This window comes from Vibrio sp. RM-69-4 (genome assembly GCF_024743775.1).
GTDB classification, from domain to species: Bacteria; Pseudomonadota; Gammaproteobacteria; order Enterobacterales; family Vibrionaceae; genus Vibrio; species Vibrio anguillarum.
Genome location: NZ_JAMQXI010000076.1, coordinates 920,766 through 944,936, shown reverse-complemented (window position 1 = coordinate 944,936; position 24,171 = coordinate 920,766). Strand labels below are relative to the sequence as shown.

Below are 24,171 nucleotides of genomic sequence, written 5' to 3'. Positions count from 1 at the left end.
CCCGTTCCTCTTATTTCATATGGATGCGCATGCGACCGATTAAATCCCCTATATTCTTGGCTGTGTTAACTCTACTCTTGGCCATGACCACCATTCAATCTGGCGCGTCACTAGCCAAGCAGTTATTTCCTATTGTTGGCCCAGGTGGAACAATTGCACTGCGCGTTGGTCTCTCTGCATTAATACTGTTAATGATTTTTCGCCCATGGCAGTTACGACTTTCTCTTTCACAATGGCGCTCAATGATCATTTACGGAGCAAGCCTAGGTGGCATGCAACTGATGTTCTATTTTGCTATTGAACGAATTCCTCTTGGTATTGGGGTTGCGTTGGAGTTTTCTGGGCCATTACTCATTGCATTTCTCTCATCTAAACGCAAAAAAGATCTGATTTGGGTTGCGCTTGCTATTTTGGGCATTGTTTTTTTATTGCCCGATCTAACGGGTGTCGATGCACTTGATCCGATTGGCGTTGCACTGGCTTTAGCGGCTGGCGGATGCTGGGCAGCCTACATATGGTTTGGTCAAAGGGCGGGGAGTGTCGGTTCTGGAGGCGCAACCGTTGCGATAGGGATGACAATTGCGGCCCTGTTTGCGTTTCCAATCGGCGTTGTATTATCAGAGGCGTCTATTTTTACGTGGTCAATACTGCCTATGGCGTTATCTGTCGCGATTCTTTCAAGCGCCGTACCTTATTGCCTAGAAATGTCGGCTTTAAAGCGTTTGTCTACACAACACTTTAGTGTGTTAATGAGCTTAGAGCCCGCCATCGCCGCATTAGCTGGATTAATTATTCTTCAAGAACAATTAAGCTTAATGCAATGGATCGCCATTACGATGATCATCACTGCCTCAATGGGTAGCACGCTATCGGCGAAGAAATAAGGTGAACCGTTCAAAATAGTTCGGCACTACTGTCCCCCTCTTCGTTTTCAATGAATACACCGCTCCGCAACAAGTCTTCATAACATTGTACTTGATTGCGGCCGTGGTTTTTGGCGAAGTAGAGTGCTTTGTCTGCTCTATCTAAAATCGTTGAGAGATATTCTCTTGGCGAGATAGAGCAGATACCAATGCTAAGCGTGATATGTTGAACCTGAGGAAAACGAAACTGCTCGATGTGCTGTCTAAACCTCTCGGTTCTGTTTAGCACGATCTCATACTCACTGGCAGGAAAAATAATGACGAACTCTTCTCCACCAAACCGAAACAGTTGTTCTTGATTAAGAAAAAAATTCTGCATTTGCTGAGCCACCAAGAGCAAAACTTCATCGCCAATCAGATGGCCAAAATTATCATTGATCCGTTTAAAATGGTCGAGATCAATGATGGCAACCCAAGGCATCACTGAGCCTACTGTCGCCGTTTCAGGAAGCACATCAAAGCTAAGGCGCAACCTATCCTCTAACGTCCTTCGATTCAACAACCCTGTCAGTTTGTCACGCTCATTTTCATGCAATAATAAAACGTAATTTTGGTAAATTTTAACAAAGCCTTCAATGAGCATTCGATATTGTTTGGGCGGAACTTTTAGAATCAGAGACAACCTAGCAGAAAAACTATCGTTGATCGCAATAGGGTAAATGCAATGGTATCCGTTTGTACCTAAATCTTCTATTTTGGGCTCGATATCAGAATGGTTATGTTCATAACTTGGAACCGTCTCGCCCTCATATTCCCAGTTAATTTCAAATTTTCCAGGTATACGGCTACAGATAGTAGCTTTTGCAATGACATAGGAATGAGGTCCAATGTAATGTTCTAAGCAGGCCGATTTCAGAGGCAACATCTCGACTAGAGCGCTGATGACACAATAACCCAATGACACCGCATTTTTCTGCCCCGTAATTTCAACAACAGATTGGAGAATTTTATCGTCCATGCGCCCTCCCGAACATCTCTTATGATCAGTATAGGAAAGAATGGGTAGCGCGATGTTACAAAGTTTGTATCAATTAAATAATTTTCGAGTACTGTAGAACGAATAAAAAGCAGCCTAGGCTGCTTTTTATTCGTTTATTCGTTACTTTCTATTACCCAATTTGACTTTGCCATTTGAACCAAACCATAACGCTTGAGCACGGCGACGCCCCAATAAGATTGGTCCATCATCGTAAAATAAGAAATTTTTCCAGTATTTTTTAAAAACCGACCATTGGGTTTCGATAATATTGTACTTTTCATAACAAAAATAAACGGTCACGTCATTTTGCCAATCAATATGGGCCAAAATATCAACGGGTAATGATTCATCGTCACTTTCCCATTCTTTCATCCAACTGATTTCATTGATCCAACTGCCTGCTTTGCGAGGCCAATCTTGAGAACTTAACCTCTCTGAATCTGGGCTTTGAGCACTGATATTTTCCAGCCAAAACTGAGCCGCTCGGGCTTGAGACATGGGTTTAATATGCACCAGATCTTGCTCAGGAACTGGCATTGATTGGTGAGTGAAAATCCATTTTCTTTGGTATTGATCCAAAGGCAAATACGACATTGAATTTCCTTAATGTTTTAGCTGACTTGTGAATATAGCCGCTTTACTTTTAAAACGATAAGCCATTAGCTTGGGCGCCAATCAGCATTAACCAATGCTGTTAGGTTGTGATCTTCCCATTGGCCATCAATGAGCAAATAATTTTTAGCGTGACCTTCGGCCTGAAAGCCCATTTTCATCAACACCGCTTCACTGCGTTTGTTGATTGGCATATAACCAGCCATGATACGGTGTAGGTTTTGTACCTTAAACATGTAGTGGCACGCCATTTTTAATGCACGGCCCATGGTGCCTTTACCTTGTGCATTCTTCGCTAACGAATAGCCGAGATTACAAGCATAAAATGGAAAGCGCGAGAGGTTACTAAACGAAATGGTGCCAAGCATGTCACCACTGTTAATATCGATGATGAGCAAATAATAGCCTAATTGCATTTTATGCAGCTCACCGAGTTTAATCAGTCGCTGTGCCCAACCGTGAGCCTCAAAAAACGCAGCTTCTCGCTTAGGTTCCCAAGGCCGTAAATGTTCACGATTACTCGTAAAATAGGCGGCGATCATCTCCGCATCTTCAAGTTTTGCGGTTCGCACTAAAATATCATTGTCCACTTCATACACTTGGGACAAGGTGCTGCATGACTGCATCAATTTTTCCTAATTCCGTAGTCGCGTAGCTTATTGGCGATAGAGGTGTGTGATACGTTTAAACGCTTGGCCAACTTACGGCTTGAAGGGAAAGACTGATATAAACGTTCCAAAATTTGAGATTCATACTCTTTCATAATGTCATCTAATGAGCCATCAAGATTGACATGGGTATTGCCAGTATGAACGGTTTCAAGCTGCGGCAGATGGAAGAGATCCACTGTTAACTGATTATCAGACATCTCCGTTAGCGCCCTGAGCACCATGTTGTCCAACTGTCGTACGTTACCTGGCCATTGGTAATGAGAGAGCTGATCCGCCAAATCTTCCGCTAGTAGTGGTTTGGCCATACCCATTTTCTTAATGTGTTTCGCCACAAATAGTTCAAGCAATGGCTGAATGTCGTTAGACCGCTCACGCAAAGTAGGAATACGGAGAGTTAACACATTCAGACGATAAAAAAGATCTTCACGAAATGCGCCTGATTCGGCTAAATCTGCCAACTTGTGGCGCGTCGAGGCAATCACACGAACATTAACATGAACTTCATGCTCCTCACCAACGCGGCGGAATGTACCATCTTGCAAGAAGCGCAGTAGTTTAATTTGTAAATGAGGACTCATCTCCCCGATTTCATCGAGAAAAACAGTGCCGCCATTCGCCTGTTCAAAAATACCTTTATGGCCTTGTTGATGATTAAATGACCCTGGCGCATGACCAAACAACTCCGTTTCCGCAACATCATCCGGCATTGAAGCACAACTCAGAACTAAGAAAGGAAAGGAGGCACGGTGAGAGCGATTATGACACGCCTTGGCCAACATCTCTTTACCCGTTCCGGTTTCGCCTTCTATAAGCAAAGGTTGATCAAGCATTGACAGCTTCTTAGCTTGGCTAATGAGCGCTTTATGGCGGTTAGACACTCCGACAAAATGTTCAAAACCAAGGTTATTGTGTAAAGGCAAAGCATCATCGACGACGCCGCTAGGGCTTTTAGAACGAATCATCATCATGGTACTTGCCAAGGTGGATTCTTTCGACTCACCCGTAATATAAACAGGCATCATCTCCATCAGATAATCGAGACCATCGTGCACGATCTCCTCACGTTGGCGTGCTTTGTTGCCTTCAAGCCAGCGTGATAGGTTAAAGAAAGGTAATAATGCAGAAATCGGCTGCCCTATCACCTCTTTCTCTGTTTTGTTAAACAGCGATAGTGCTGAATAGTTTGCCATATCAACAAACCCTTTCAGATCAATCGCCAGCACAGCATCAGGCACGTTGTTGAGTAATGAAATTAACTCGGTGTTATGCCGCTCCATGGGCATGAATTGAATTTTCCGAACATCTTTTACGCCAGAAATTCGGCGAATTTCAGCCATCAATTCACTGAATGTTTCAAAATCAATGTCAGGGCAGTTGAGGTAAATAATGCCGATGACATCGATTTCAATCCCACGCAAATCAATGTTTCTCGATGCAAGAATATCGAGCAGTTCTCGGGTTAGGCCGAGTCTATCTTCACAAGAGACTTCAAGACGCACTTAAAAATCCTAATAAAAAGTGTCAGGAAAAGTTGACAGTAGTTTCTATCAAGCCTTGTATGGCGTCAAGTTATCTCATGTTTTGAGGTTCACATTCGGGCATATTATTTGATAAATGTTGCTTATTTCACCGTAAGCGCGGCGATTCTTGCGACGATCTGTTTGCGAATCGCCCCTAATTTTACTTTTCTGTCAGGCTGCCATGTCATCGGCCTGAGCAGTGCTATGGCTTTCAAACCAAGACGAGCGGTCAATATTCCCACTCCTAAACCTTGCCCTGCCCGCGCGGATACTTTTCCGGCTAAATCCATAGAAAGAAGATCCATGCTGGCGTCGATGGCGAGTTCGCTGGCACCTGCCGCTGCCATATTAACCAATACTGACTTAAATAAAGAGAGACGAGACCAGTAACCCAATGGCACTCCATACAGTTTTGCCAGTTGATCAATCATAGTGAAATTACGCCATGCCACTAACAACATATCTGCGATGGCTAAAGGGCTAATTGCCACTAGTGCTGCCGCTTCTGTTGAATATTGTGAGACGATTTTGGTTGCTTGTTTATCTTGTTCACTCACCACCATAGCATCGTACATATCGAGTATTTCAGCATCGCTGTGTGAAGCATTAACGCTGTTTAACCAACGATCATAGGCTGGGCTTTCGGTTTTTATGCCACTTTGTTTAGCTAGAGCTTGGCAGAACGCGAGCCCATGACCAACGCTGTCGGTTTGCATAAGCTGTTCGCTTTGCTCTTGAATACTAAAATGATGGCGAAGTGCTCGTAACTTCCACAGCTCTTTGATTAAGGTACTTAAGCCTAACGATGCCAAACCAGCAATAAATCCCGCCCAGCCCAATGCTAACCAGTCCGCTGATTGAATCGCCGTGATAACTGAATCGATAGCTTGCCAACCGATTAAACCTGCAAAGCTTATAACTAATGCCGCAGCTCGCCATTTCCGACCTTGTGGTGGACGAATGATTTGCTCCAACTCTTTTTCCGCAGCACTCTCTTCATTGCTGATCGGCATTGGAATGAAGGCTTCATTATTTTGAAACTGCTGTTGAGCCGTAAGCTCTGGCGTACTCTTCTGTTGTGGTTCTAATTTTTGATTAAAGATTTGCTTGGTTTTTAAATCACTCATTTCAGCTTATCTCCAATTAAATATTCCAACGCTTTATCTAAACGGATATGAGGGCAAGGTTCATCACAGCTAAATGCTCTTGGTTTAAAACTGGTGAATTCAAACCCTTGATGGTGCCAATACTCTTTGTTAGGTAACTTTTTCGGCACATCGCCGGGAAAAATGGTCAAGGTTTCGCCATCGAGAGTCACACCTTGTAAGGCTGGAATGGTGCGCTCACCGCTATCAATAAAACCCGCTTGTGTGGCCTGTATCGATGCCATACTGATGCAACTCATCTCAATATTCTCATAGGCGGCGCTTTGCCAAGCAGGATGAACCATCTGCTGCAGTAACGACACCAGATGCGGGTGTTGTTCAGGGGTGACATGATCCGCTTTGGTTGCGGCAAACAGCACTTTGTCTATCTTGGGTGCAAACAGACGCTTGAGTAAACCATTACGACCATAACGAAAGCTATGCATAATCTGTTCAAGCGCACGACGCATATCCAAAAAGGAGTCGTAGCCGTCATTGAGTGGAGATAAGCAATCGACTAACACAATCTGCCGATCAAACGTGGCAAAATAATTTTTGTAAAAAGCTTTCACAACCTTGTTTTGGTATTCTTCATAGCGTGCTTTTAACATGCTGTAATTACTATTGGGAGCCGGCTTGTCTTCACCGTACGGATTACGGCATGGGAAAAACTGCAGAACAGGCGCACCTTCTAGCTCTCCCGGCAACACAAAACGCCCCGGTTGCACCCAATGCAAACCGGCATTTTTACACGCGTGCAAATACTCCGTAAACAGCATCGACAGTGAAGCAAGCTTTTGCTCATCGGTATCATGCGTTACATCAAGTTTAGCTAACCCCTCAAGCCACGGCTCGGCTAATGAGGAACGTAGCTCACTTAGCGCTGAAAACTGCTGTTCTGACCACTGTTCATAGGTCATTTCGAGCAGAGGCAGATCCAACAGCCATTCCCCCGGATAGTCGATGATATCGAGATAAAGTGTGGCCGTGTGACCAAATAATTTTTTACTGCGCTTTTTAGGTTTGTATTTGATCGCTAGGCGAATCTCGCTGACGTCACGAGTGGGCACAGGCCAATGTGGCGGTTCGCTGTGTAACTGTGACATCGCTTCATCGTAAGCAAAGCGTGGAACCATTAAGTTAGTTTGAGGGACACGTTTTGCACCCACAATGCGTCGGTCACGCGTTGCGGAAAATAGCGGTAAATTATCATGGGTAGAGGTGTGCAGTAATTGGTTCACTAAGGAGGTAATAAAAGCCGTTTTCCCCGCTCGCGATAACCCCGTGACAGCAATTCGAACGTGCGAATCTAATCCACGGTTAATTAAATCAGTCATTTCTCGACGAATGTGCTTCATTCACTCACTCCACTTCATTTGATGACGCTACTTTATGTGTATTCACCTTAATCAGAGATGAACAAAAAGCCCCTGACAAGAATCAGAGGCTTAGGCTTTTTTGGCCAAAAAATTCGCTGTTCTGTGTTGAGCCGCTCACATCGGCTCAATCATCTTCTATTAATTTATAAATCACAAACAATGCAGCCTCAAGCATCACCCATAACACGCAGGTGATTGTGACGTACTTATCATCGAAGATGCTGATGCCATGTAGAATAAGGTCATAGCCGAGGAAAACCCCAACCACAATAGCGATAATAATTTGTAATATTTTAATAAAACGAGGCATCTACCCTCCTAGTTTTGCAAATGAGCATTTCAATTATCTACTGATTCATAGACGATAACTGCAGCCTAAGCTGCAGTTATCGTGAGAACGCGATGAGATCAGATTAAGCTTTCTTTTGAGCTTCGGCAATCTTCACTTTCCATGTGTCTGGGCCTATTTGGTGAGCATTCGCGCCACGCGAGTCCACCGCAACCGTGACTGGCATGTCTTCAACTTCGAATTCATAAATGGCTTCCATACCTAAATCTTCGAATGCCACCACGCGTGCTTTCTTAATCGCTTTCGCCACTAAGTAAGCCGCGCCACCCACCGCCATCAAGTAGACCGCTTTGTGGTTTTTGATTGACTCCACCGTCGCAGGACCACGCTCTGCTTTGCCTATCATCCCCATAATGCCCGTTTCATCAAGCATCATGTCGGTAAATTTGTCCATACGTGTCGATGTGGTCGGGCCTGCTGGACCAACAACTTCATCACCCACCGCATCAACGGGGCCAACGTAGTAGATAAATTTACCTTTAAGATCGACACCTTTAGGCAGCCCTTCGCCATTTTGCAACATTGCTTGGAGTCGTTTATGTGCGGCATCGCGGCCGGTTAAAATCTTACCGGAAAGAAGAAGTGTTTCACCGGTTTTCCACTCTTGAACCTCTTCTTTAGTGACCGCATCAAGGTTGACGCGGCGCGCGCTTGCTCCTGCGTCCCACACAATTTGTGGCCAATCTTCTAGCTTTGGTGGTGTAAGTTCAGCAGGGCCCGTGCCGTCTAGCGTAAAGTGAACATGGCGGGTCGCCGCGCAGTTAGGGATCATACAAACAGGTTTAGACGCGGCGTGAGTCGGCGCTGTTTTGATTTTTACATCCACAACGGTGGTTAAGCCACCAAGCCCTTGCGCACCAATGCCTAAACGGTTCACGCGGTTAAAAATATCTAACCGCAGTTCTTCTTCCGCATTTTGTGGACCACGATCAATCAGTTCTTGAATATCGATATGCTCCATCAGTGATTCTTTAGCAAGCACAGCCGCCTTTTCCGCGGTGCCGCCAATACCAATGCCGAGCATACCCGGAGGACACCAACCCGCCCCCATCAAGGGTACGGTTTTTTCTACCCATTCAGCAATGTCATCGGAAGGATTAAGCATTACCATCTTGGTTTTGTTCTCACTGCCGCCGCCTTTGGCTGCGATTTGAATGTCGACTTTATTTCCTGGCACCATATTGATGTGAACGACAGCAGGCGTATTGTCTTTAGTATTAATACGCTTACCAGCAGGATCCATTAATATAGAAGCGCGCAATGGGTTATCTGGATTGGTGTACGCTTGACGAACTCCTTCATCAATCATTTCTTGCACTGTGAGATCAGACTCCCATTGCACATTCATACCAATGTTGACAAAACAGGTTACGATGCCGGTATCTTGGCAAATAGGTCGATGCCCTTCTGCTGACATGCGCGAGTTAATGAGAATTTGTGCGATCGCATCTTTCGCAGCTTGACTCTCTTCTCGATGATAAGCCTTTTCTAGCGCTTGAATGAAATCCAGAGGGTGGTAGTAAGAGATATATTGAAGAGCGTCAGCGACACTGCTGATCACATCCTGCTTGCGAATTACCGTCATTGCGTGCCTCGTTATTGTTATGCTTCCCTTGACTGTTGCGTGTTCCTCATTCAATAAGCGGTAAGCTTCTCAGCAAAAAATCAACTTATTGATGTGATTCAATCAAGTAGCAGCTTTTAATTTGCATTTTATGATACTCTTGCTTTACTCAACACGCCATGCAGTGATCGGTCTCTTTGTCACAAATTACGCAAATGAACAACAACGAATTCAATCATATCCAAGTTAACGCACTGACTTACCATGTCGATCTCGCTCACCAATTGTTTTCTAAAATCGAAGACTGCCCGTGGGCTATGCTGTTGCGCTCCGCCTCTAAGACGCATATCGATAGCCGTTTTGATATTTTAGTCGCTGAACCACTGGTCACCTTAGTGACACAAGGGGATAAAACGACGGTATGCGAACCGCAGTCTCGTTATGATTCTCAGTTAGACCCATTCCAACTGCTCAAACAGTTGCAGCAGCAGTATTTACCCGATGTTCAAAGCGATATAGACCTTCCTTTCGTGGGCGGTGCACTCGGTTATTTTGCCTATGACTTAGGGCGGCAGATAGAACGAATTCCAACGCTCGCTGAGCACGATCTATCCACACCTGATATGGCGATTGGTCTCTATCAATGGGCTGTGGTCGTTGATCATTTGCACCAAGCCGCCTATGTGGTAGGCAATCATATTGATGAGGCATGGCAATGGCTCAACACTCAGAACCCCAAAAACAACGGCCATTTTGCTTTACGCTCTGATTGGCAATCCAACATGAGTAAAGAGAGCTACCAACGGAAATTTGAGCAAATCCAGCACTATTTGCTCAGTGGTGATTGTTATCAAATCAATCTCGCACAGCGCTTTAAAGCCGACTACGAAGGCAGTGAATGGCAAGCTTATCAAAAACTGGAAGCGTTTAATTGCGCACCATTTTCGGCTTTTATTCGCTTAGAGAAGTCAGCGATTTTGAGTGTCTCTCCCGAGCGTTTTATGCAGGTCAAACACAACATCATCGAAACTAAGCCGATAAAAGGCACCCGACCAAGAAGCGATAACCCCAGCATTGACGCCGCTAACGCGGCAGACCTTGCTTTCGCAGAAAAAGATCAAGCAGAAAACTTGATGATCGTTGACCTATTACGAAACGATGTTGGCCGTGTGGCAAAACCGGGCTCTGTACATGTGCCTAAGCTGTTCGATATTGAAAGTTTTCCTGCCGTGCATCACCTTGTGAGTACCATTCGCGCAGAACTTGATTCCGCCTATTGCGCGGCCGATCTATTAAGAGCCAGCTTCCCCGGAGGCTCAATTACTGGCGCACCAAAAGTACGTGCAATGGAAATTATTGAGGAGTTAGAGCCTCACCGCCGTAGCGCTTACTGTGGCAGCATCGGCTATATTAGCCGCCACGGGACAATGGACAGCAGTATTGCTATCCGAACTTTGGTGGCAGAGAAGCAACAACTGCACGTTTGGGCTGGTGGCGGTATTGTTGCCGATAGTCAGTGTGAGCTTGAATATCAGGAGACACTGGATAAACTGAGCCGAATTTTACCTGTGCTTGATCATTCTCGTTAACCTTTCCAAGGTTTATTGAACTAGGCTAAAAAGAGATAGACGCAAAATTCGAGTAGGTAACGAAAATGAAGAGAAACAGCGTACAGACTGCGACCCCCTTGACAAAAGATCGGCTTATCCAGCGCTTTCAGTTGCAACAACCTGTGCCTTATCATGAAGAATCTATCCGTCGTGTGGCACACCTTGCTCCTCAAACCTTACGCAAGGCTTCAGTGTTAATTGGTTTTGTTGAGCGGCAGAATGGTTTAAATGTGGTATTAACCAAAAGAGCTGCGCACCTTAAACATCATCCGGGACAAATCAGTTTTCCTGGCGGGAAATATGAGGAAGTCGATGGCTCGCTGCAGATCACTGCGCTTCGTGAAGTAAGAGAAGAAATTGGAATTCTAGCAAACGACATCACTATTTTTGGGCAACTGCCTGAATTGGTTACCGTCAGTAAATTTGTAGTGACGCCCTTTCTTGCTTTTATCAACCCCAATTACAAGGCCATTATTGATACCAATGAAGTGGACGAAATATTTGAAGTTCCCGCCCACCATCTGTTTGATCGGAACAAACTCTATAGCGAATTATTTCAATTAAAAAATCAACGACATCGCGTTTTCGCCATCCCTTATCAACATCATTTTATTTGGGGGATGACAGCGCAGATCATTCATGTTTTGCAAAAACAAGTTATTCAACCTCATTAATATTCAAACTATTCAACCATAAGTTTAAATAACACGGATGATTATTTTTCCTTATCCCTCCCAAAAGCAAACGTTTGGCATGAATAAATGTTAACCGAAGCATTATATTGATAACTTTTACTAATCCAAATCATTAACATTACTCACATGTAGCACGCCATTTTCGTGATCAAAAATGGGTTTTTGACATATCATTCAATAAGCCAGAACGTTACATGATTTAGATCTAGTTTTCGAATGAGAAAATTATGCAAAATGCGCTCGACTTATTTCCTGTTCCCAAAAATGAGCAATACAATATGAACACAACAACTTCGTCGGCATCTGCCGTACAATCCTCTAGCAAGTGGACTTATAAAGATTTCACTTGGTGTCTTTCACTTTTTGGTACAGCCGTTGGTGCCGGTGTACTTTTCCTTCCAATTAAAGCTGGTGCGGGTGGTTTTTGGCCATTAGTAATGTTAGCCCTAATTGCGGCGCCAATGACTTGGTTCGCACACAAAGGCTTAGCTCGCTTTGTTCTTTCTTCAAAAAATGTTGATTCTGATATTACTGACACAGTAGAAGAGCATTTTGGTAAAACTGGCGCAAACCTTATTACGTTCGCATACTTTTTCGCCATCTATCCTATCGTTCTTATCTACGGCGTTGGCATCACAAACACCGTTGATTCCTTCCTTGTTAACCAAGTTGGCATGGAATCGATTCCTCGTTGGCTACTTTCTGGCGCACTAATTGCTGCCATGACAGCTGGCGTAATCTTTGGTAAAGAACTGATGCTAAAAGCGACGTCTGCCATGGTGTATCCGCTGGTTTTCATTTTATTAGCTCTTTCTTTCTACCTTATCCCAGATTGGAACACTTCAATGATGGAAGTAGCGCCTGATTGGTCTGCGATGCCAACCATCGTTTGGCTTGCTATTCCTATCATCGTGTTTTCTTTCAACCACAGCCCAATCATCAGCCAGTTCTCTAAAGAACAACGCCTACAATACGGTGACAACGCGGTTAAGAAAACCGACATGATCACTGGTGGCGCGGCCATGATGCTAATGGGTTTTGTGATGTTCTTCGTGTTTTCTGTTGTGCTATCTCTGTCGCCAGAGCAACTCGCGTTAGCAAAAGAGCAAAACATTTCTGTGCTTTCTTACCTAGCAAACATCCATGAATCACCAATCATCTCTTACATGGGTCCTCTTGTTGCCTTTGCAGCGATCACCTCTAGCTACTTCGGTCACTTCTTAGGTGCTCATGAAGGTTTGGTAGGTTTAATTAAATCTCGCTCAAATAGCTCAGTAAGCAAGATTGAGAAAATGTCACTGATTTTCATCGTGTTGACTACTTGGATTGTAGCGATTGTAAACCCAAGCATTCTAGGCATGATTGAAACCATGGGCGCACCGATGATTGCTGGCATCTTGTTCCTACTGCCCGTATTTGCAATGCACAAAGTTCCTGCAATGGCGAAGTTCAAGACTTCAGCACCAGTACAGATTTTCACAACTATCTGTGGTCTTGCTGCTATTACTTCTGTAATCTACGGCGCTCTTTAATCTGGTGGTTATATCAACCGTCATGAATACTGCATACAGAACATAACTATAATAATGAGCCTCCCTCTTAGCTAGGGGGGCTTACTTTTGAGGTAATCGATATGATTAGTGTATTTGATATCTATAAAATCGGTGTTGGTCCTTCAAGCTCACACACAGTGGGACCAATGAAAGCGGGTAAAGAGTTTATTGATGATTTACGTTCAATGGGAAAATTGCGCGACATCACTAAAATCACCGTGGACGTTTATGGTTCATTATCACTGACAGGGAAAGGTCACCACACAGATATCGCTATCATCATGGGTCTTGCTGGTAATACCCCTGAGAAAGTTGATATCGATGCTATTCCAGGCTTTATCGCACGCGTTGAAGAAACCGAGCGTCTTCCCGTTGGTATGCACTGTCATACCGTATCATTTCCTAAAGAAGGTGGAATGAATTTCCACAAAACGAATTTATCCTTGCACGAAAACGGCATGCAGATCCACGCGTGGATCGATGATGAAGTCGTTTACTCAAAAACCTACTACTCTATCGGCGGTGGTTTTATCGTTGATGAAGAAAACTTTGGTAAAGAAAAAGAGAACCCAATTAAAGTTCCTTATGTCTTCACTAGCGCTGACGAGATGATGAACCAATGTAAAGAGAGTGGTCTTTCCATCAGTACGCTGGTTATGGCTAACGAAAAAGCACTGCATTCTGATGAAGAAGTTCGTACTTACTTTGCCAATATTTGGAAAACCATGCGCGAATGTATGGACCGTGGTATGAATACTGAAGGTATCTTACCAGGGCCTCTTCGTGTTCCACGCCGAGCGGCAGCGCTTCGTCAACAGTTAATGACCTCAGAAAAAACCACCAACGACCCAATGGCGGTCGTTGACTGGGTAAACATGTACGCTTTTGCAGTGAACGAAGAAAATGCCGCGGGTGGGCGTGTGGTGACAGCACCTACTAATGGCGCATGCGGTATTATTCCTGCAGTGTTAGCCTATTACGATAAATTCATTCAGACCGTTACTGAAAAAGACTATATCCGTTACTTTGCCGCCTCTGGAGCTATCGGTGGGCTTTACAAACGTAACGCTTCTATTTCTGGTGCGGAAGTGGGTTGTCAAGGTGAAGTAGGTGTTGCCTGTTCGATGGCAGCCGCGGGCCTTGCAGAACTGATGGGTGGAAGCCCTGAACAAGTTTGCATGGCCGCTGAAATTGCGATGGAACATAACTTGGGCTTAACCTGTGACCCTGTCGCGGGACAAGTACAAGTGCCTTGTATCGAGCGCAATGGTATTGCTGCAGTGAAAGCGATCAACGCAACGCGGATGGCGCTACGCCGCTCATCGGCACCTCGTGTTTCGCTTGATAAAGTGATCGAAACCATGCTTGAGACAGGTAAAGATATGAACGCCAAATATCGTGAAACGTCCCAAGGTGGTTTAGCGATTAAAGTCGTTTGCTAACGAGCACCTATCTATTTAAAAACCTCGTTCATTAAAACTTAACGCCACTCGCTTAACAGCGAGTGGCGCATTTTACGACTTTACCTCACGATCCAGTGAGGAACTTAAAACTGACCGAGATATTCCCAGCTACTGTTGGTTGGATTGGGATCGGTTGGGTAAGGGAAATAACCGTACTTAGTCACTTTCAAGCGGTAGTAATGATAGCCGCCACGGAAAGCGTATTGATAAATATCGTTCACTTGACCACGCTGACCATCACTGCCCCACACGCCCATCGCATCTTGTTGATACCACTCCAGTAGCGTACGTTCAAAGCTTGCCAAATCACGATTTAATTCCGCAAGATAAGCTTGAATGGTGCTGTCGCTGCCAAGATAAACCCAATCTAGGTTTGACTCTCCGAGCATCGGGAAAGCTTCCCCCTCTCCTGGGCGTTTTTGGATAAAGTAATGGTTTTCACCATCGATTTGCCCAACAAACACCGCATTTTGCGCATTATCCCAAGTGGTTGAGGTACGCTCATCCCATGTCAATAAGCGAGATACACCAAAGTAGCTTTGTACACGCGCTTCAATGCTCACACCAGTCGCTCTATTGAGCTTGATTGGGTTGAAAGCAAAATTCACATAGCGATCTGCAGAACCGAGGTATTTCCAACCTTGATTACTGGTTTGATCGGCCGGGAATGCGCCAGCATCTACCATACGCATTACAAAGTAATCACGCATACCCGTTTCTGGGTTCGGGTAGACATACAATGCCCCCGCTCGGCGCTCCGCTTTCGTCACGCCATTGTTTAGAACGCCACGCCCATAGTGTTCGGCCACAAAAGCATCAAACTCAGCGATCGTCGCAAAATCCGTGTTCAGCAGAGTTTCATTCTGCGCGAAGGTTGGTGTCATATCGATGACTTGGCTGTAAGCGTACTCTTGGCCAATGATGATTGGGCCTTTGAGCTTATCCAGCGGCGGGTTCTGATCTGGCGTCATTCGAGTCAGTTCTGTTTCACCACCGCGATCCGAACAATGCAAACTCACTTGAGTTGGTACTCCATTCTCCATCGATAAGTTAACGTGGAACTTGTTACTTTCATTGCCAGCGTGGCGAGAGGCACTTAATCGAACTTGTTCGTGGATCCCATCTGCAAATTTAACATCCAACTGACACTGGCCCTGAACCTGGTAAGTAGGACGCAACACTTCATCGCCACGAATGGCATAGCGCCACGTTTGGCCATTTTTATGCATCACACCTGCGATCTGTTCACATTGGTTACCGACGACAAATCCAGCTCCATCGTGATCATTTCCAGACTTATTGAGTGTACATAGGCTCACTTCACCGACATCGACCGTCGGTGTGTAAGTCACCGCTCCGCGGCCATACTTGGAAAGCAGTTCATACTCGCCTTGCGCAGAGGTCATGTTCACGTTGATGTTCCATGTCACATCGCGTCCAACAGAACAACGGTCGGTACTGGGTTCAACCCCACCGACAAACTGCGATCTATCGCCATTGGTCGCTTGGAAAGTAAACTTACACAAACGTTGCTGCTCACCATCTATGCGTAATGTTTGCCAAATATCGCTATCGAGCTGTGCCTGAGTCAGGTTCGCCACCGCTTGCCAACCTTCCAACTGATAATCCCCTTGATCTGGCTGTGGCAGCTCAAACACGTTGCCATAATTCGAGTAAATCAGAGGATAGATTTGGCTAGGGTTCTCATTCTGCGGATCGTAAATCCCTAATAAAGTAACTACGGGTACGCCCACTTGCTGCGGTTTCGGTGTGTCGGTTTCTACCGCTTCATAACGTTGAGTACTCTGATCCCACTGCACATAACCGCTTGGGCTGTTGCTATCAAGGTTAAAACCGTTGTTCATCCAACGCTGTGCTTTGCGCGACTGAGCCGGATGCTCCAAGGTAAAGCGGCTGATGGTGCCCACGTACTCTTGTTCACCGCCATTTTGCGCATCACGCAGGAAACGGAACGCATCTTTAAACGGTGGCACAATATCGTCACCTTGCTGTTGGGTGTAGACATCGCCTTTCCAGTGCAGGTTACCGATAAAGCGTTGCTGGAACGCATCCCAACCCCAGCCAGATTCCATATCGTGAATCGACGCCATATATGGGTAGTGGCCAAGCCCATAGTTATGGCCCAGTTCATGGGACCATTCATTGCCGGTAGTATTTTGCAGGGTTACTTTACCGCCACCGCCACTGCCGCCATGAACCACAACTTGAGCTAAAGCTGTACCTTCTTTGGTATACACCCCGACGTTGGTGTGTGCGGTAATGTGGTTGTAGCGGCGGTTGTATTGCTGCGAATAACCCGCACTACTCACAATGCCGACGTTGGCGTTGTTAACACCTGTAGAGACCAACGCTTTACCGATCGCTTCACGCATATCGCCGCTGTGCCAACCACCCGTACTCGCACTCTTATCGGTGTACACCACACCATTTGGCATAGTGACAACAGGGAAATAGGCAGGAGTGTAGTCAGTCATCACCAATTTAGACGCGGGTATTTTTTGGAAATAATCCGCGGCCAAAGTTGGAAGATTTTGAATCATCGTATTGTGGTTACGCGGTTGAGTCAGCATGCCCATGTCGATATTTTGAATCACCAACTCAGGCGCACCACCAAACTGGATGTCTCCTTGGCTGAGCACACCTTCACGGCCTAAGTTGTCGGTCAAGCGCAGTGAGAGCTCCGGCTTCATCCAGTTCCATTGCAGCGGCAGTGACCAAGCGTGATGAGAGAACACCACCTTCATACGGCCATTCTCTGGCTGATCCGATGCGGCCAGAGCACTGGGCGGCAGCATCAAGGTGGTGTGCACTAATTCGCCATCGAGGAACACTTCGGCGCGGACTTGGTTAATCTCTTCCCCTTGTTGCGGGGTAAACAGCAGCATCGCTTCACGGTTCATGATCACGTCCAAATGACCTTGACCAGTTAACTCATTGCTATTCGGCGCGACTGATGTATGGGTTTGAGTAATGCCCAACCCACCCTCTAAACTGCCTTGCAAATGGTTCGGGGTTGGGATTTCATCGGCAAAACCGACTCGAGCATCTTGAGTAGTAAAGCGCACAACCTTGGGCTCAGCACAATCCACTGGATTACACGAGTTCAACACCATCTCATATGATGTGCCTGGCTTAAGGTCACCGATAAAAAAGCCCGCAGAAACCAAATCATAGCGGCGAACATCCTTCGCATCACTCAAATTGGTTAAGGTGAGCTGAGTCTTATCGGCTTCATTTTGCCCAAGCCAGTCAAATGACACACCGACATCAGACAGGCTCGAGACGGTTAACGAGGTAATCTCTGGCTTCACTAACGCACCACAATCAGAGGTTTCGGTACGATAGATGACATCACGTTGCCAGATGTAGCTACCATCGGCGCGCTTAGACCCGTGTGCCGCAGGAATGTATTCGACAAAGCAGCCTTGCTCGTCCGATTCGTAAACACCAAATTCGCGGCTCATCAGATAAAAACCGCCGTCGTACACCATGAATTCCCAACTCTGATCGACAAAATCGATCACATTGCGATAAGGCGTATCATCGCCACTTTGATAAGGTATAAAGGGGAATTGCAGATCATTTTTGTAACTAAGCCGATAATCGAAGCCTTTATAGTGGATCCAACGCTCACCGTTGCGTTCAAACACCCCTTCTCCACGTTCGGCGGTCGCTTTAATCGATTCTAACCGCTCGACGATTTTTTCCCCGACCTGGATCAAGGTGAGCTCATTTTGCGCCCAAACGGGTGCGCTTCCCAGTAGCCCTGCTACTAGAAGCGTTAATGGTTTCTTATTCATCATTGGATTGCTCATTTTCGTTTATAGTGACGTGCCTGAATTTCAGCAGCAGCAACCCACGAAATCTGCGCTGGTTAAGCAATAATCGATTCCGGATATAGACAACTGGGTTACCGATTCATTATTAGTTACCTAATTTCATTTCGATAGAATCACTATGTCCGTAACGAGATAAGGGTTCCAACCCAATGAGGTTGACGTCTTGAAAGTGAGAATTCACGCGAAAAAGTGTGCAACAAAAATGCATACAAACAATAAATAATTTTATTAAAATCAATCAGAAACAATGATACTTAAGAATATAACACGCACACCGAAAGAGAATGATTACGATTGTTCATGAGCATTGAGAGGATTAAGCGATCAACTTTTTGGCGATTTTATCGCACAGATATTGACTAAACGGCAGCGTGTCAGTCACGGTAAGAAAAGAGATTGTACATATGCAGACTGCGTAGGTTTTTATGAACACCTTTTTGTACAACCTTCTGAATGTGAGATCTCCTGCATAAATAATGAAACATCACATACATAACAAATTAAAATGAGATATAGGTTTAATTTATTGACTGAGCAAATGGTTATCTTAGTTGCGATTTAACCATCCAATGAGAAAATTATGACAACGAAAATTTCATACCTTACCCTACTGGCACTGCTTTGCTCTCCCCTTACCAGTGCGCAGACAGAAAATAGTATCGCTGAGCAACCATCAAGCCATGTGACATGTCGCGCTCACAACCTGACTCTGAATTTAACCACCGATCAATACGCTTCTGAAACAAGTTGGGAAATAAAAAACAGCCTCTCACAGGTTATTTATGCGGGTAATAATTACTCAGACTCCACATCTTATAGCCAAGAAATATGCTTATCGGATGGTGAATATCAATTCACCATCCATGACAGTTATGGTGATGGTATTTGCTGTGGCTCTGGCAATGGCCTTTATTCCTTAGCCAAAGGCTCGGAAATACTGGCCTCTGGTGGAGAATTTCAATACAACCAATCAAACAGCTTATTACTTGGTGAATCAACACCTCCCGCTAACCATGACTATTATCAAGCCGCGATAGGAAAAACAGGTTTTGAACTAAAAACGGCCTTATACAACATCATAAAGAATCATAATAGCCGCGGTTATTCCGCAATTTGGACACTATTACAAAATGCAGACATAGATAACTACTATGAGAATGACGGTTCAATGTTAGATATCTATTCTGAGAAACCTGACAACAACGACAGTGTTAGTTTTACTAAAGTCAGCGATCAGTGTGGTCAGTATCGACGAGAAGGCGATTGTTACAATAGGGAACACTCATTTCCTAAAAGTTGGTTTGGGGGCAGCGTTGAGCCAATGAATTCCGACGGTCACCACTTGTTTGCCACTGATGGTTTTGTCAATGCAAAACGCAGTAACTGGCCATTTGGCGAAGTTGGTCATATCACTTATACCTCAAGTAATGGTTCAAAACTTGGCAGTGCAAGCAATACGCTAGGTTATAATGGCACCGTATTTGAGCCTATTGATGAATTTAAAGGCGATCTAGCGCGCGCCTATTTTTACATGGCAACCCGCTACGAGAACCGTATCGGCAGCTGGCAAGGAAATACTGACAACGCTGATGCCATACTTGATGGTACTAGCACCGTGGTTTTTGAAGCTTGGGCTCTGGCTATGCTAAAGCGTTGGCACCAAGAAGATCCTGTGAGTGCTAAAGAACGCCAGCGCAATGACGCCGTTTATCAATTTCAAGGTAACCGAAATCCCTATATCGATCATCCTGAATATGTAAGCCAAATTTGGGGTTATTAGGCTCTTTATATTGGGTAAGTAGATAGGCGCGATAGTAGTGCCTATCTACTTGTTATTTATTGTTTGTTGTTCGGAATTGTCTACTGGTATTAGCCTTTATAAATACAACCCGCCGTGCAGGTTTCTTTAATTTCAACTTTGCTGAGCAGTGGTAAGCTTGGCTTTAATTGTTGCCAAATCCATTTCGCAAGCACTTCACTGGTTGGGTTCTCTAACCCTTCAATGTCATTCAAGTAATAGTGATCTAAACGATCATAAATAGGTTTAAATATCGCTTTAATTTCAGAAAAATCAATCACCCAACCAGTATGAGGATCGACCTCACCTTCTACATACAGACGAACTAAAAAAGAGTGCCCATGTAAACGGCCGCACTTATGCCCTGCAGGTACATGAGGTAAACGATGCGCGGCTTCAAACATAAACTCTTTGTATAATTCTGTTTTCATCTTGGTTCTCAAGCTTTTAAAAGAGAGGCAATACTAAGGAATATAGACTCACGAAACAAGTTTCTAGACAGCTTTGTTTACATTGCAAGACAGATGAAACAGTACAATTTATCACGGTGATACAACGGAAAATCCCACGCCTTTGAGTGATATTTTAAGCATTAATAGGGAATCATGACGTGCCACATCACATTTGTTAAACCTATAATATGTATAGGGTCACACTCCAAAGACTACAACTTTTGCACTAGTGCATATTAACGCTATATTTACACTGTCACCCTCTCAATAATAATAAAATTATCATGAACTCAACAATTACGTCTAAATTGCTACTTACGCTCATCACCGTTTTTGCTTTTGTATTAACGGTATCAACCAGCTATCAATATATACAACAACGTGACCTTCTCAATTCGGTGTTGAGCGAGCAGTTACACGATAAAGCGAGTAACTACTTTGATAGCCTCAATATGATGATGTTGACTGGTACCATGGCTCAGAAAGAGACCTTACGCCAAAAGGCACTCGCGCAAGATGGTATTGAACAGGTGCGAGTATTACGATCAGAGGCAGTCAGTAAACTTTATGGTCCTGGAAAAGAAAATCAACAGTCAATGGACGAGATAGATAAACGCGCACTGGCCGGGGAAACCGTCATTGAACCATTCAATGCTTCCTGGGGGAAAGGATTGGTCGTCGCCTTACCGATGAAATCAAGCCTAGATTACCGAGGCACAAACTGCGTATCTTGTCATATGGCGGAAGAAGGAACCGTTTTAGGAGCTATTCGTCTTGAATATAACCTGAGCCATGTAAACCAAATGATCAGTACTCACACTGTCATTGCCGTTATTATTATGGCTTCCATTGCCTTTATCGGATTTATGATCACGCTTTTTTTGATCCGCAAGATGATTGTTCGCCCTATCCAGCATACGTCACGATTCATGTGTGAAATCAGTAAGAGCAAAGATTTATCAAAACGACTTATCAGCACCAAAAAAGATGAACTCGGACAACTCGCGGTCTCCATCAACTCTTTAATGGACACGGTTTCGGACAGTTTGGCAAAAGTGCAAGAGACCTCTCATTCGCTTGCCGATTCAGCAAACCAGTTAACCGACGTAGCACAAACAACCAACCAAGCTGCAAAAAATCAGCAGCGTGAAACCTCTGACGTCCAGCTCAATATTGAAGAGATGCAATCTCAACAACAGACGGTTAATCAAGCCACTGTTGATGCATCGAAGCTTATTAAACATACCGCCACCGTTGCTCAACAAAGCGCACAGCAAGCGCATACAGCTAGCGAAGACATCAAAGGTTTAGTGAGTGATATCGAATCCGTGAAAGATAAGATCTCTGAGCTTAATAACCAAACCGGACTAGTTTCTTCTATCCTTGAAACGATTAAAAGTATCGCCGAACAAACTAATTTGCTGGCCTTGAACGCAGCAATTGAAGCGGCGCGAGCGGGTGAACAAGGAAGAGGCTTTGCGGTCGTAGCCGATGAAGTGCGAAAACTCGCCTCACGAACGGCAGAAGCGACTGGAAACATTGAGAAAATCATCGCTCAATTCCAACGTGACAGTGAAACATCGCTCGCCTCAGTTGATTTGGTCTGCTCACATGCGCATCAACGTTCAAATGAAGTCGAAGTTTTATCTTCCGCAATGAGTAATGCCGTACAAGAGATGCAGCAGGTGCTTGATCATGCAAACAATATTCAAGATCAAACACGAACGACCACACAAGTCAGCCAAGAAATTCAAGGGAAGATCGAAGTCATTACTCGACATGCTGATGATACGTCTCAATCGGCAACGCAAACCCGAGAAATCAGCGTCAATTTAAAACAGCTATCGCAGCGCTTAGAAACATTGATGAATCAATTTACGCTTTCTGCTAAGAATTCGGCCACGAATCGACAATAAAGGTTGATGCGAACGAATTGACAGGTAATATGTGCCATTGAATTAAAAAGTAATAAGCAACCCAATGTTTCGCTTGTTTTTTGTCCACTTTATAGAGTGAGAATACCTTTGAACATTGGGTTGAATTTTTACCTCAATGGAGACTATATCAAACATGACTTACGCGCCTGTAACAGACGTATTGAGCGGTAAGCTGGCCGTTGACAGTGAAGTGACTGTCCGAGGCTGGATTCGTTCTCGTCGTGATTCCAAAGCTGGAATCTCTTTTCTTGCCATTTATGACGGCTCTTGTTTCGACCCGATTCAGGCCGTGGTCCCTAATAATCTGAATAATTACAATGACGAAGTGCTAAAGCTCACTACTGGCTGCTCTGTCGAAGTAACAGGTAAGATTGTTGAGTCCCCTGCTTCTGGTCAAGCATTTGAACTTGCAGCAACTGAGGTGAAGGTTGTTGGCTGGGTTGAAGATGCTGAAACCTACCCAATGGCAAAAACTCGCCATTCAATTGAATATCTTCGTGAAGTGGCGCATCTTCGCCCACGCACCAACGTGATTGGCGCAGTGGCTCGTGTACGCAACTCCCTTTCTCAAGCCATCCACCGCTTTTACCACGAGCAAGGTTATTTCTGGATGTCAGCGCCGCTGATTACCGCTTCTGATGCAGAAGGTGCGGGTGAAATGTTCCGTGTTTCAACGCTGGATTTCGCTAACCTTCCTCGTACTGAGCAAGGCAATGTCGATTTCAATGAAGACTTCTTCGGCAAAGAGACATTTCTTACAGTTTCAGGACAGTTAAATGCCGAAGCGTATGCTTGTGCATTAAGCAAAGTGTACACTTTTGGCCCAACGTTCCGTGCTGAAAATTCAAACACGAGCCGCCACCTTGCAGAATTTTGGATGGTAGAGCCAGAAGTCGCGTTTGCTGATCTAAACGATGTCGCGAAACTGGCTGAAGATATGCTGAAGTATGTCTTCAAAGCTGTTCTTGAAGAACGTCGTGATGACCTTGAGTTTTTTGCTTCGCGTATCGACAAAGAGGCAATTACTCGTCTTGAGCAGTTCGTTAATTCAGATTTTGCGCAAGTAGACTATACCGATGCGGTGAAGATCCTAATCGATTCAGGTCGTAAGTTTGAATTTGATGTTGAATGGGGCATTGATCTTTCTTCTGAACACGAGCGCTTCCTTGCTGAAGAGCACTTCAAAGCGCCTGTGATCGTCAAGAACTACCCTAAAGACATCAAAGCATTTTACATGCGTCTAAACGACGATGGTAAAACTGTCGCTGCAATGGATGTTCTTGCCCCAGGTATTGGTGAAATCATCGGTGGCTCTCAACGTGAAGAACGTTTAGATGTTCTTGATGCGCGTATGATTGAAATGGGCATAGATCCTGAACACATGAGTTGGTATCGCGACTTACGTCGTTACGGTACTGTACCGCACGCGGGTTTCGGCCTTGGCTTTGAGCGCTTAGTATCCTACGTGACTGGTATGGGCAACGTGCGTGATGTAATTCCTTTCCCACGTACACCACGCTCTGCAAACTTCTAAAAATCAAACACGATTTTTGTAAAAACCACCGACGTTAAACCCGGTGGTTTTTTTATTTCCCCAACAATCAGTGTTCACTCTCAATAACAATAGAGTGAATTTCAAATAAACATGAGATCAAAATCAC

General features: G+C 44.8%; 18 protein-coding genes. 8 read left to right on the top strand and 10 right to left on the bottom strand.

All coding sequences use genetic code 11. The features are described from left to right. Positions 1–29 precede the first annotated feature (29 nt). Positions 30–884, top strand: coding sequence for a DMT family transporter (locus tag NB504_RS16450; RefSeq protein WP_094124802.1), 855 nt, complete (start codon positions 30–32; stop codon positions 882–884). A 10-nt stretch (positions 885–894) separates the two neighbouring features. Here the strand turns inward: NB504_RS16450 and NB504_RS16445 are convergent, their stop codons facing one another. From NB504_RS16445 to NB504_RS16410, 8 genes are all read right to left on the bottom strand, one after another. Then, complete coding sequence (locus NB504_RS16445) at positions 895–1,881, bottom strand: GGDEF domain-containing protein (protein ID WP_258429332.1); 987 nt, start codon at positions 1,879–1,881, stop codon at positions 895–897. A 141-nt stretch (positions 1,882–2,022) separates the two neighbouring features. Continuing rightward, a complete protein-coding gene (locus NB504_RS16440; protein WP_010320690.1) occupies positions 2,023–2,496 on the bottom strand; it encodes a DUF2947 domain-containing protein in 474 nt (157 codons plus the stop codon). A 65-nt stretch (positions 2,497–2,561) separates the two neighbouring features. Beyond that, the gene (gene rimJ / locus NB504_RS16435) at positions 2,562–3,143 is read right to left on the bottom strand and encodes a ribosomal protein S5-alanine N-acetyltransferase (protein ID WP_258429331.1); all 582 of its coding nucleotides are present in this window, start codon (positions 3,141–3,143) and stop codon (positions 2,562–2,564) included. Then, entirely contained in the window at positions 3,140–4,684 is a 1,545-nt protein-coding gene (tyrR, locus tag NB504_RS16430; protein ID WP_017047584.1) for a transcriptional regulator TyrR, read from the bottom strand. Before tyrR ends, rimJ begins: the two co-directional genes overlap by 4 nt. A gap of 122 nt (positions 4,685–4,806) precedes the next feature. After that, complete coding sequence (locus NB504_RS16425) at positions 4,807–5,832, bottom strand: YcjF family protein (RefSeq protein ID WP_258429330.1); 1,026 nt, start codon at positions 5,830–5,832, stop codon at positions 4,807–4,809. Next, a complete protein-coding gene (locus tag NB504_RS16420) occupies positions 5,829–7,208 on the bottom strand; it encodes a YcjX family protein (RefSeq protein WP_258429329.1) in 1,380 nt (459 codons plus the stop codon). The genes NB504_RS16425 and NB504_RS16420 overlap by 4 nt, the downstream gene beginning before the upstream one ends. Positions 7,209–7,353: 145 nt before the next feature. After that, entirely contained in the window at positions 7,354–7,539 is a 186-nt protein-coding gene (locus tag NB504_RS16415) for a hypothetical protein (RefSeq protein ID WP_010320694.1), read from the bottom strand. A gap of 103 nt (positions 7,540–7,642) precedes the next feature. Continuing rightward, positions 7,643–9,163, bottom strand: coding sequence for a fumarate hydratase (locus NB504_RS16410; protein WP_010320695.1), 1,521 nt, complete (start codon positions 9,161–9,163; stop codon positions 7,643–7,645). Positions 9,164–9,339: 176 nt separating this feature from the next. Between NB504_RS16410 and pabB the strand changes: the two genes are divergently transcribed. The 4 genes from pabB to NB504_RS16390 all read left to right on the top strand — a co-directional run bounded on the left by pabB (position 9,340) and on the right by NB504_RS16390 (position 14,442). Next, on the top strand, positions 9,340–10,731 hold the full coding sequence (pabB, locus tag NB504_RS16405; protein WP_258429327.1) for an aminodeoxychorismate synthase component I: 1,392 nt from the start codon (positions 9,340–9,342) through the stop codon (positions 10,729–10,731). Positions 10,732–10,796: 65 nt separating this feature from the next. After that, a complete protein-coding gene (locus tag NB504_RS16400) occupies positions 10,797–11,426 on the top strand; it encodes a CoA pyrophosphatase (RefSeq protein WP_258429325.1) in 630 nt (209 codons plus the stop codon). 299 nt (positions 11,427–11,725) lie between these two features. Then, complete coding sequence (locus NB504_RS16395; protein WP_094500804.1) at positions 11,726–12,979, top strand: aromatic amino acid transport family protein; 1,254 nt, start codon at positions 11,726–11,728, stop codon at positions 12,977–12,979. A 101-nt stretch (positions 12,980–13,080) separates the two neighbouring features. Next, on the top strand, positions 13,081–14,442 hold the full coding sequence (locus NB504_RS16390; RefSeq protein ID WP_013856773.1) for an L-serine ammonia-lyase: 1,362 nt from the start codon (positions 13,081–13,083) through the stop codon (positions 14,440–14,442). A gap of 104 nt (positions 14,443–14,546) precedes the next feature. On the opposite strand, the gene NB504_RS16385 is transcribed toward NB504_RS16390, so the two are convergent. Then, positions 14,547–18,284 (bottom strand): M66 family metalloprotease, encoded by a 3,738-nt coding sequence (locus NB504_RS16385; protein ID WP_258429407.1) that lies wholly within the window; start codon positions 18,282–18,284, stop codon positions 14,547–14,549. 619 nt (positions 18,285–18,903) lie between these two features. Here NB504_RS16385 and NB504_RS16380 point away from each other — a divergent pair. Further along, entirely contained in the window at positions 18,904–20,103 is a 1,200-nt protein-coding gene (locus NB504_RS16380; RefSeq protein ID WP_258429324.1) for an endonuclease, read from the top strand. 89 nt (positions 20,104–20,192) lie between these two features. Here the strand turns inward: NB504_RS16380 and queD are convergent, their stop codons facing one another. Further along, entirely contained in the window at positions 20,193–20,552 is a 360-nt protein-coding gene (gene queD, locus NB504_RS16375) for a 6-carboxytetrahydropterin synthase QueD (protein WP_010320709.1), read from the bottom strand. A 305-nt stretch (positions 20,553–20,857) separates the two neighbouring features. On the opposite strand from queD, the gene NB504_RS16370 reads away from it, so the two are divergent. Together NB504_RS16370 and asnS are read left to right on the top strand one after the other, a co-directional pair. Further along, entirely contained in the window at positions 20,858–22,489 is a 1,632-nt protein-coding gene (locus NB504_RS16370) for a methyl-accepting chemotaxis protein (protein ID WP_258429323.1), read from the top strand. A gap of 154 nt (positions 22,490–22,643) precedes the next feature. Further along, positions 22,644–24,044, top strand: coding sequence for an asparagine--tRNA ligase (asnS, locus tag NB504_RS16365; RefSeq protein WP_026028293.1), 1,401 nt, complete (start codon positions 22,644–22,646; stop codon positions 24,042–24,044). Positions 24,045–24,171: the final 127 nt, after the last annotated feature.

Excerpts from the sequence above, each read along its gene's own strand:
- NB504_RS16425 (WP_258429330.1), bottom strand. The coding sequence starts at position 5,832 with ATGAGTGATTTAAAAACCAAGCAAATCTTTAATCAAAAATTAGAACCA.
- NB504_RS16370 (WP_258429323.1), top strand. The coding sequence starts at position 20,858 with ATGAACTCAACAATTACGTCTAAATTGCTACTTACGCTCATCACCGTT.
- queD (WP_010320709.1), bottom strand. The coding sequence starts at position 20,552 with ATGAAAACAGAATTATACAAAGAGTTTATGTTTGAAGCCGCGCATCGT.
- NB504_RS16390 (WP_013856773.1), top strand. The coding sequence starts at position 13,081 with ATGATTAGTGTATTTGATATCTATAAAATCGGTGTTGGTCCTTCAAGC.
- NB504_RS16445 (WP_258429332.1), bottom strand. The coding sequence starts at position 1,881 with ATGGACGATAAAATTCTCCAATCTGTTGTTGAAATTACGGGGCAGAAA.
- NB504_RS16450 (WP_094124802.1), top strand. The coding sequence starts at position 30 with ATGCGACCGATTAAATCCCCTATATTCTTGGCTGTGTTAACTCTACTC.
- NB504_RS16400 (WP_258429325.1), top strand. The coding sequence starts at position 10,797 with ATGAAGAGAAACAGCGTACAGACTGCGACCCCCTTGACAAAAGATCGG.
- NB504_RS16440 (WP_010320690.1), bottom strand. The coding sequence starts at position 2,496 with ATGTCGTATTTGCCTTTGGATCAATACCAAAGAAAATGGATTTTCACT.
- asnS (WP_026028293.1), top strand. The coding sequence starts at position 22,644 with ATGACTTACGCGCCTGTAACAGACGTATTGAGCGGTAAGCTGGCCGTT.
- NB504_RS16420 (WP_258429329.1), bottom strand. The coding sequence starts at position 7,208 with ATGAAGCACATTCGTCGAGAAATGACTGATTTAATTAACCGTGGATTA.
- NB504_RS16380 (WP_258429324.1), top strand. The coding sequence starts at position 18,904 with ATGACAACGAAAATTTCATACCTTACCCTACTGGCACTGCTTTGCTCT.
- NB504_RS16410 (WP_010320695.1), bottom strand. The coding sequence starts at position 9,163 with ATGACGGTAATTCGCAAGCAGGATGTGATCAGCAGTGTCGCTGACGCT.
- NB504_RS16415 (WP_010320694.1), bottom strand. The coding sequence starts at position 7,539 with ATGCCTCGTTTTATTAAAATATTACAAATTATTATCGCTATTGTGGTT.
- NB504_RS16395 (WP_094500804.1), top strand. The coding sequence starts at position 11,726 with ATGAACACAACAACTTCGTCGGCATCTGCCGTACAATCCTCTAGCAAG.
- NB504_RS16385 (WP_258429407.1), bottom strand. The coding sequence starts at position 18,284 with ATGAATAAGAAACCATTAACGCTTCTAGTAGCAGGGCTACTGGGAAGC.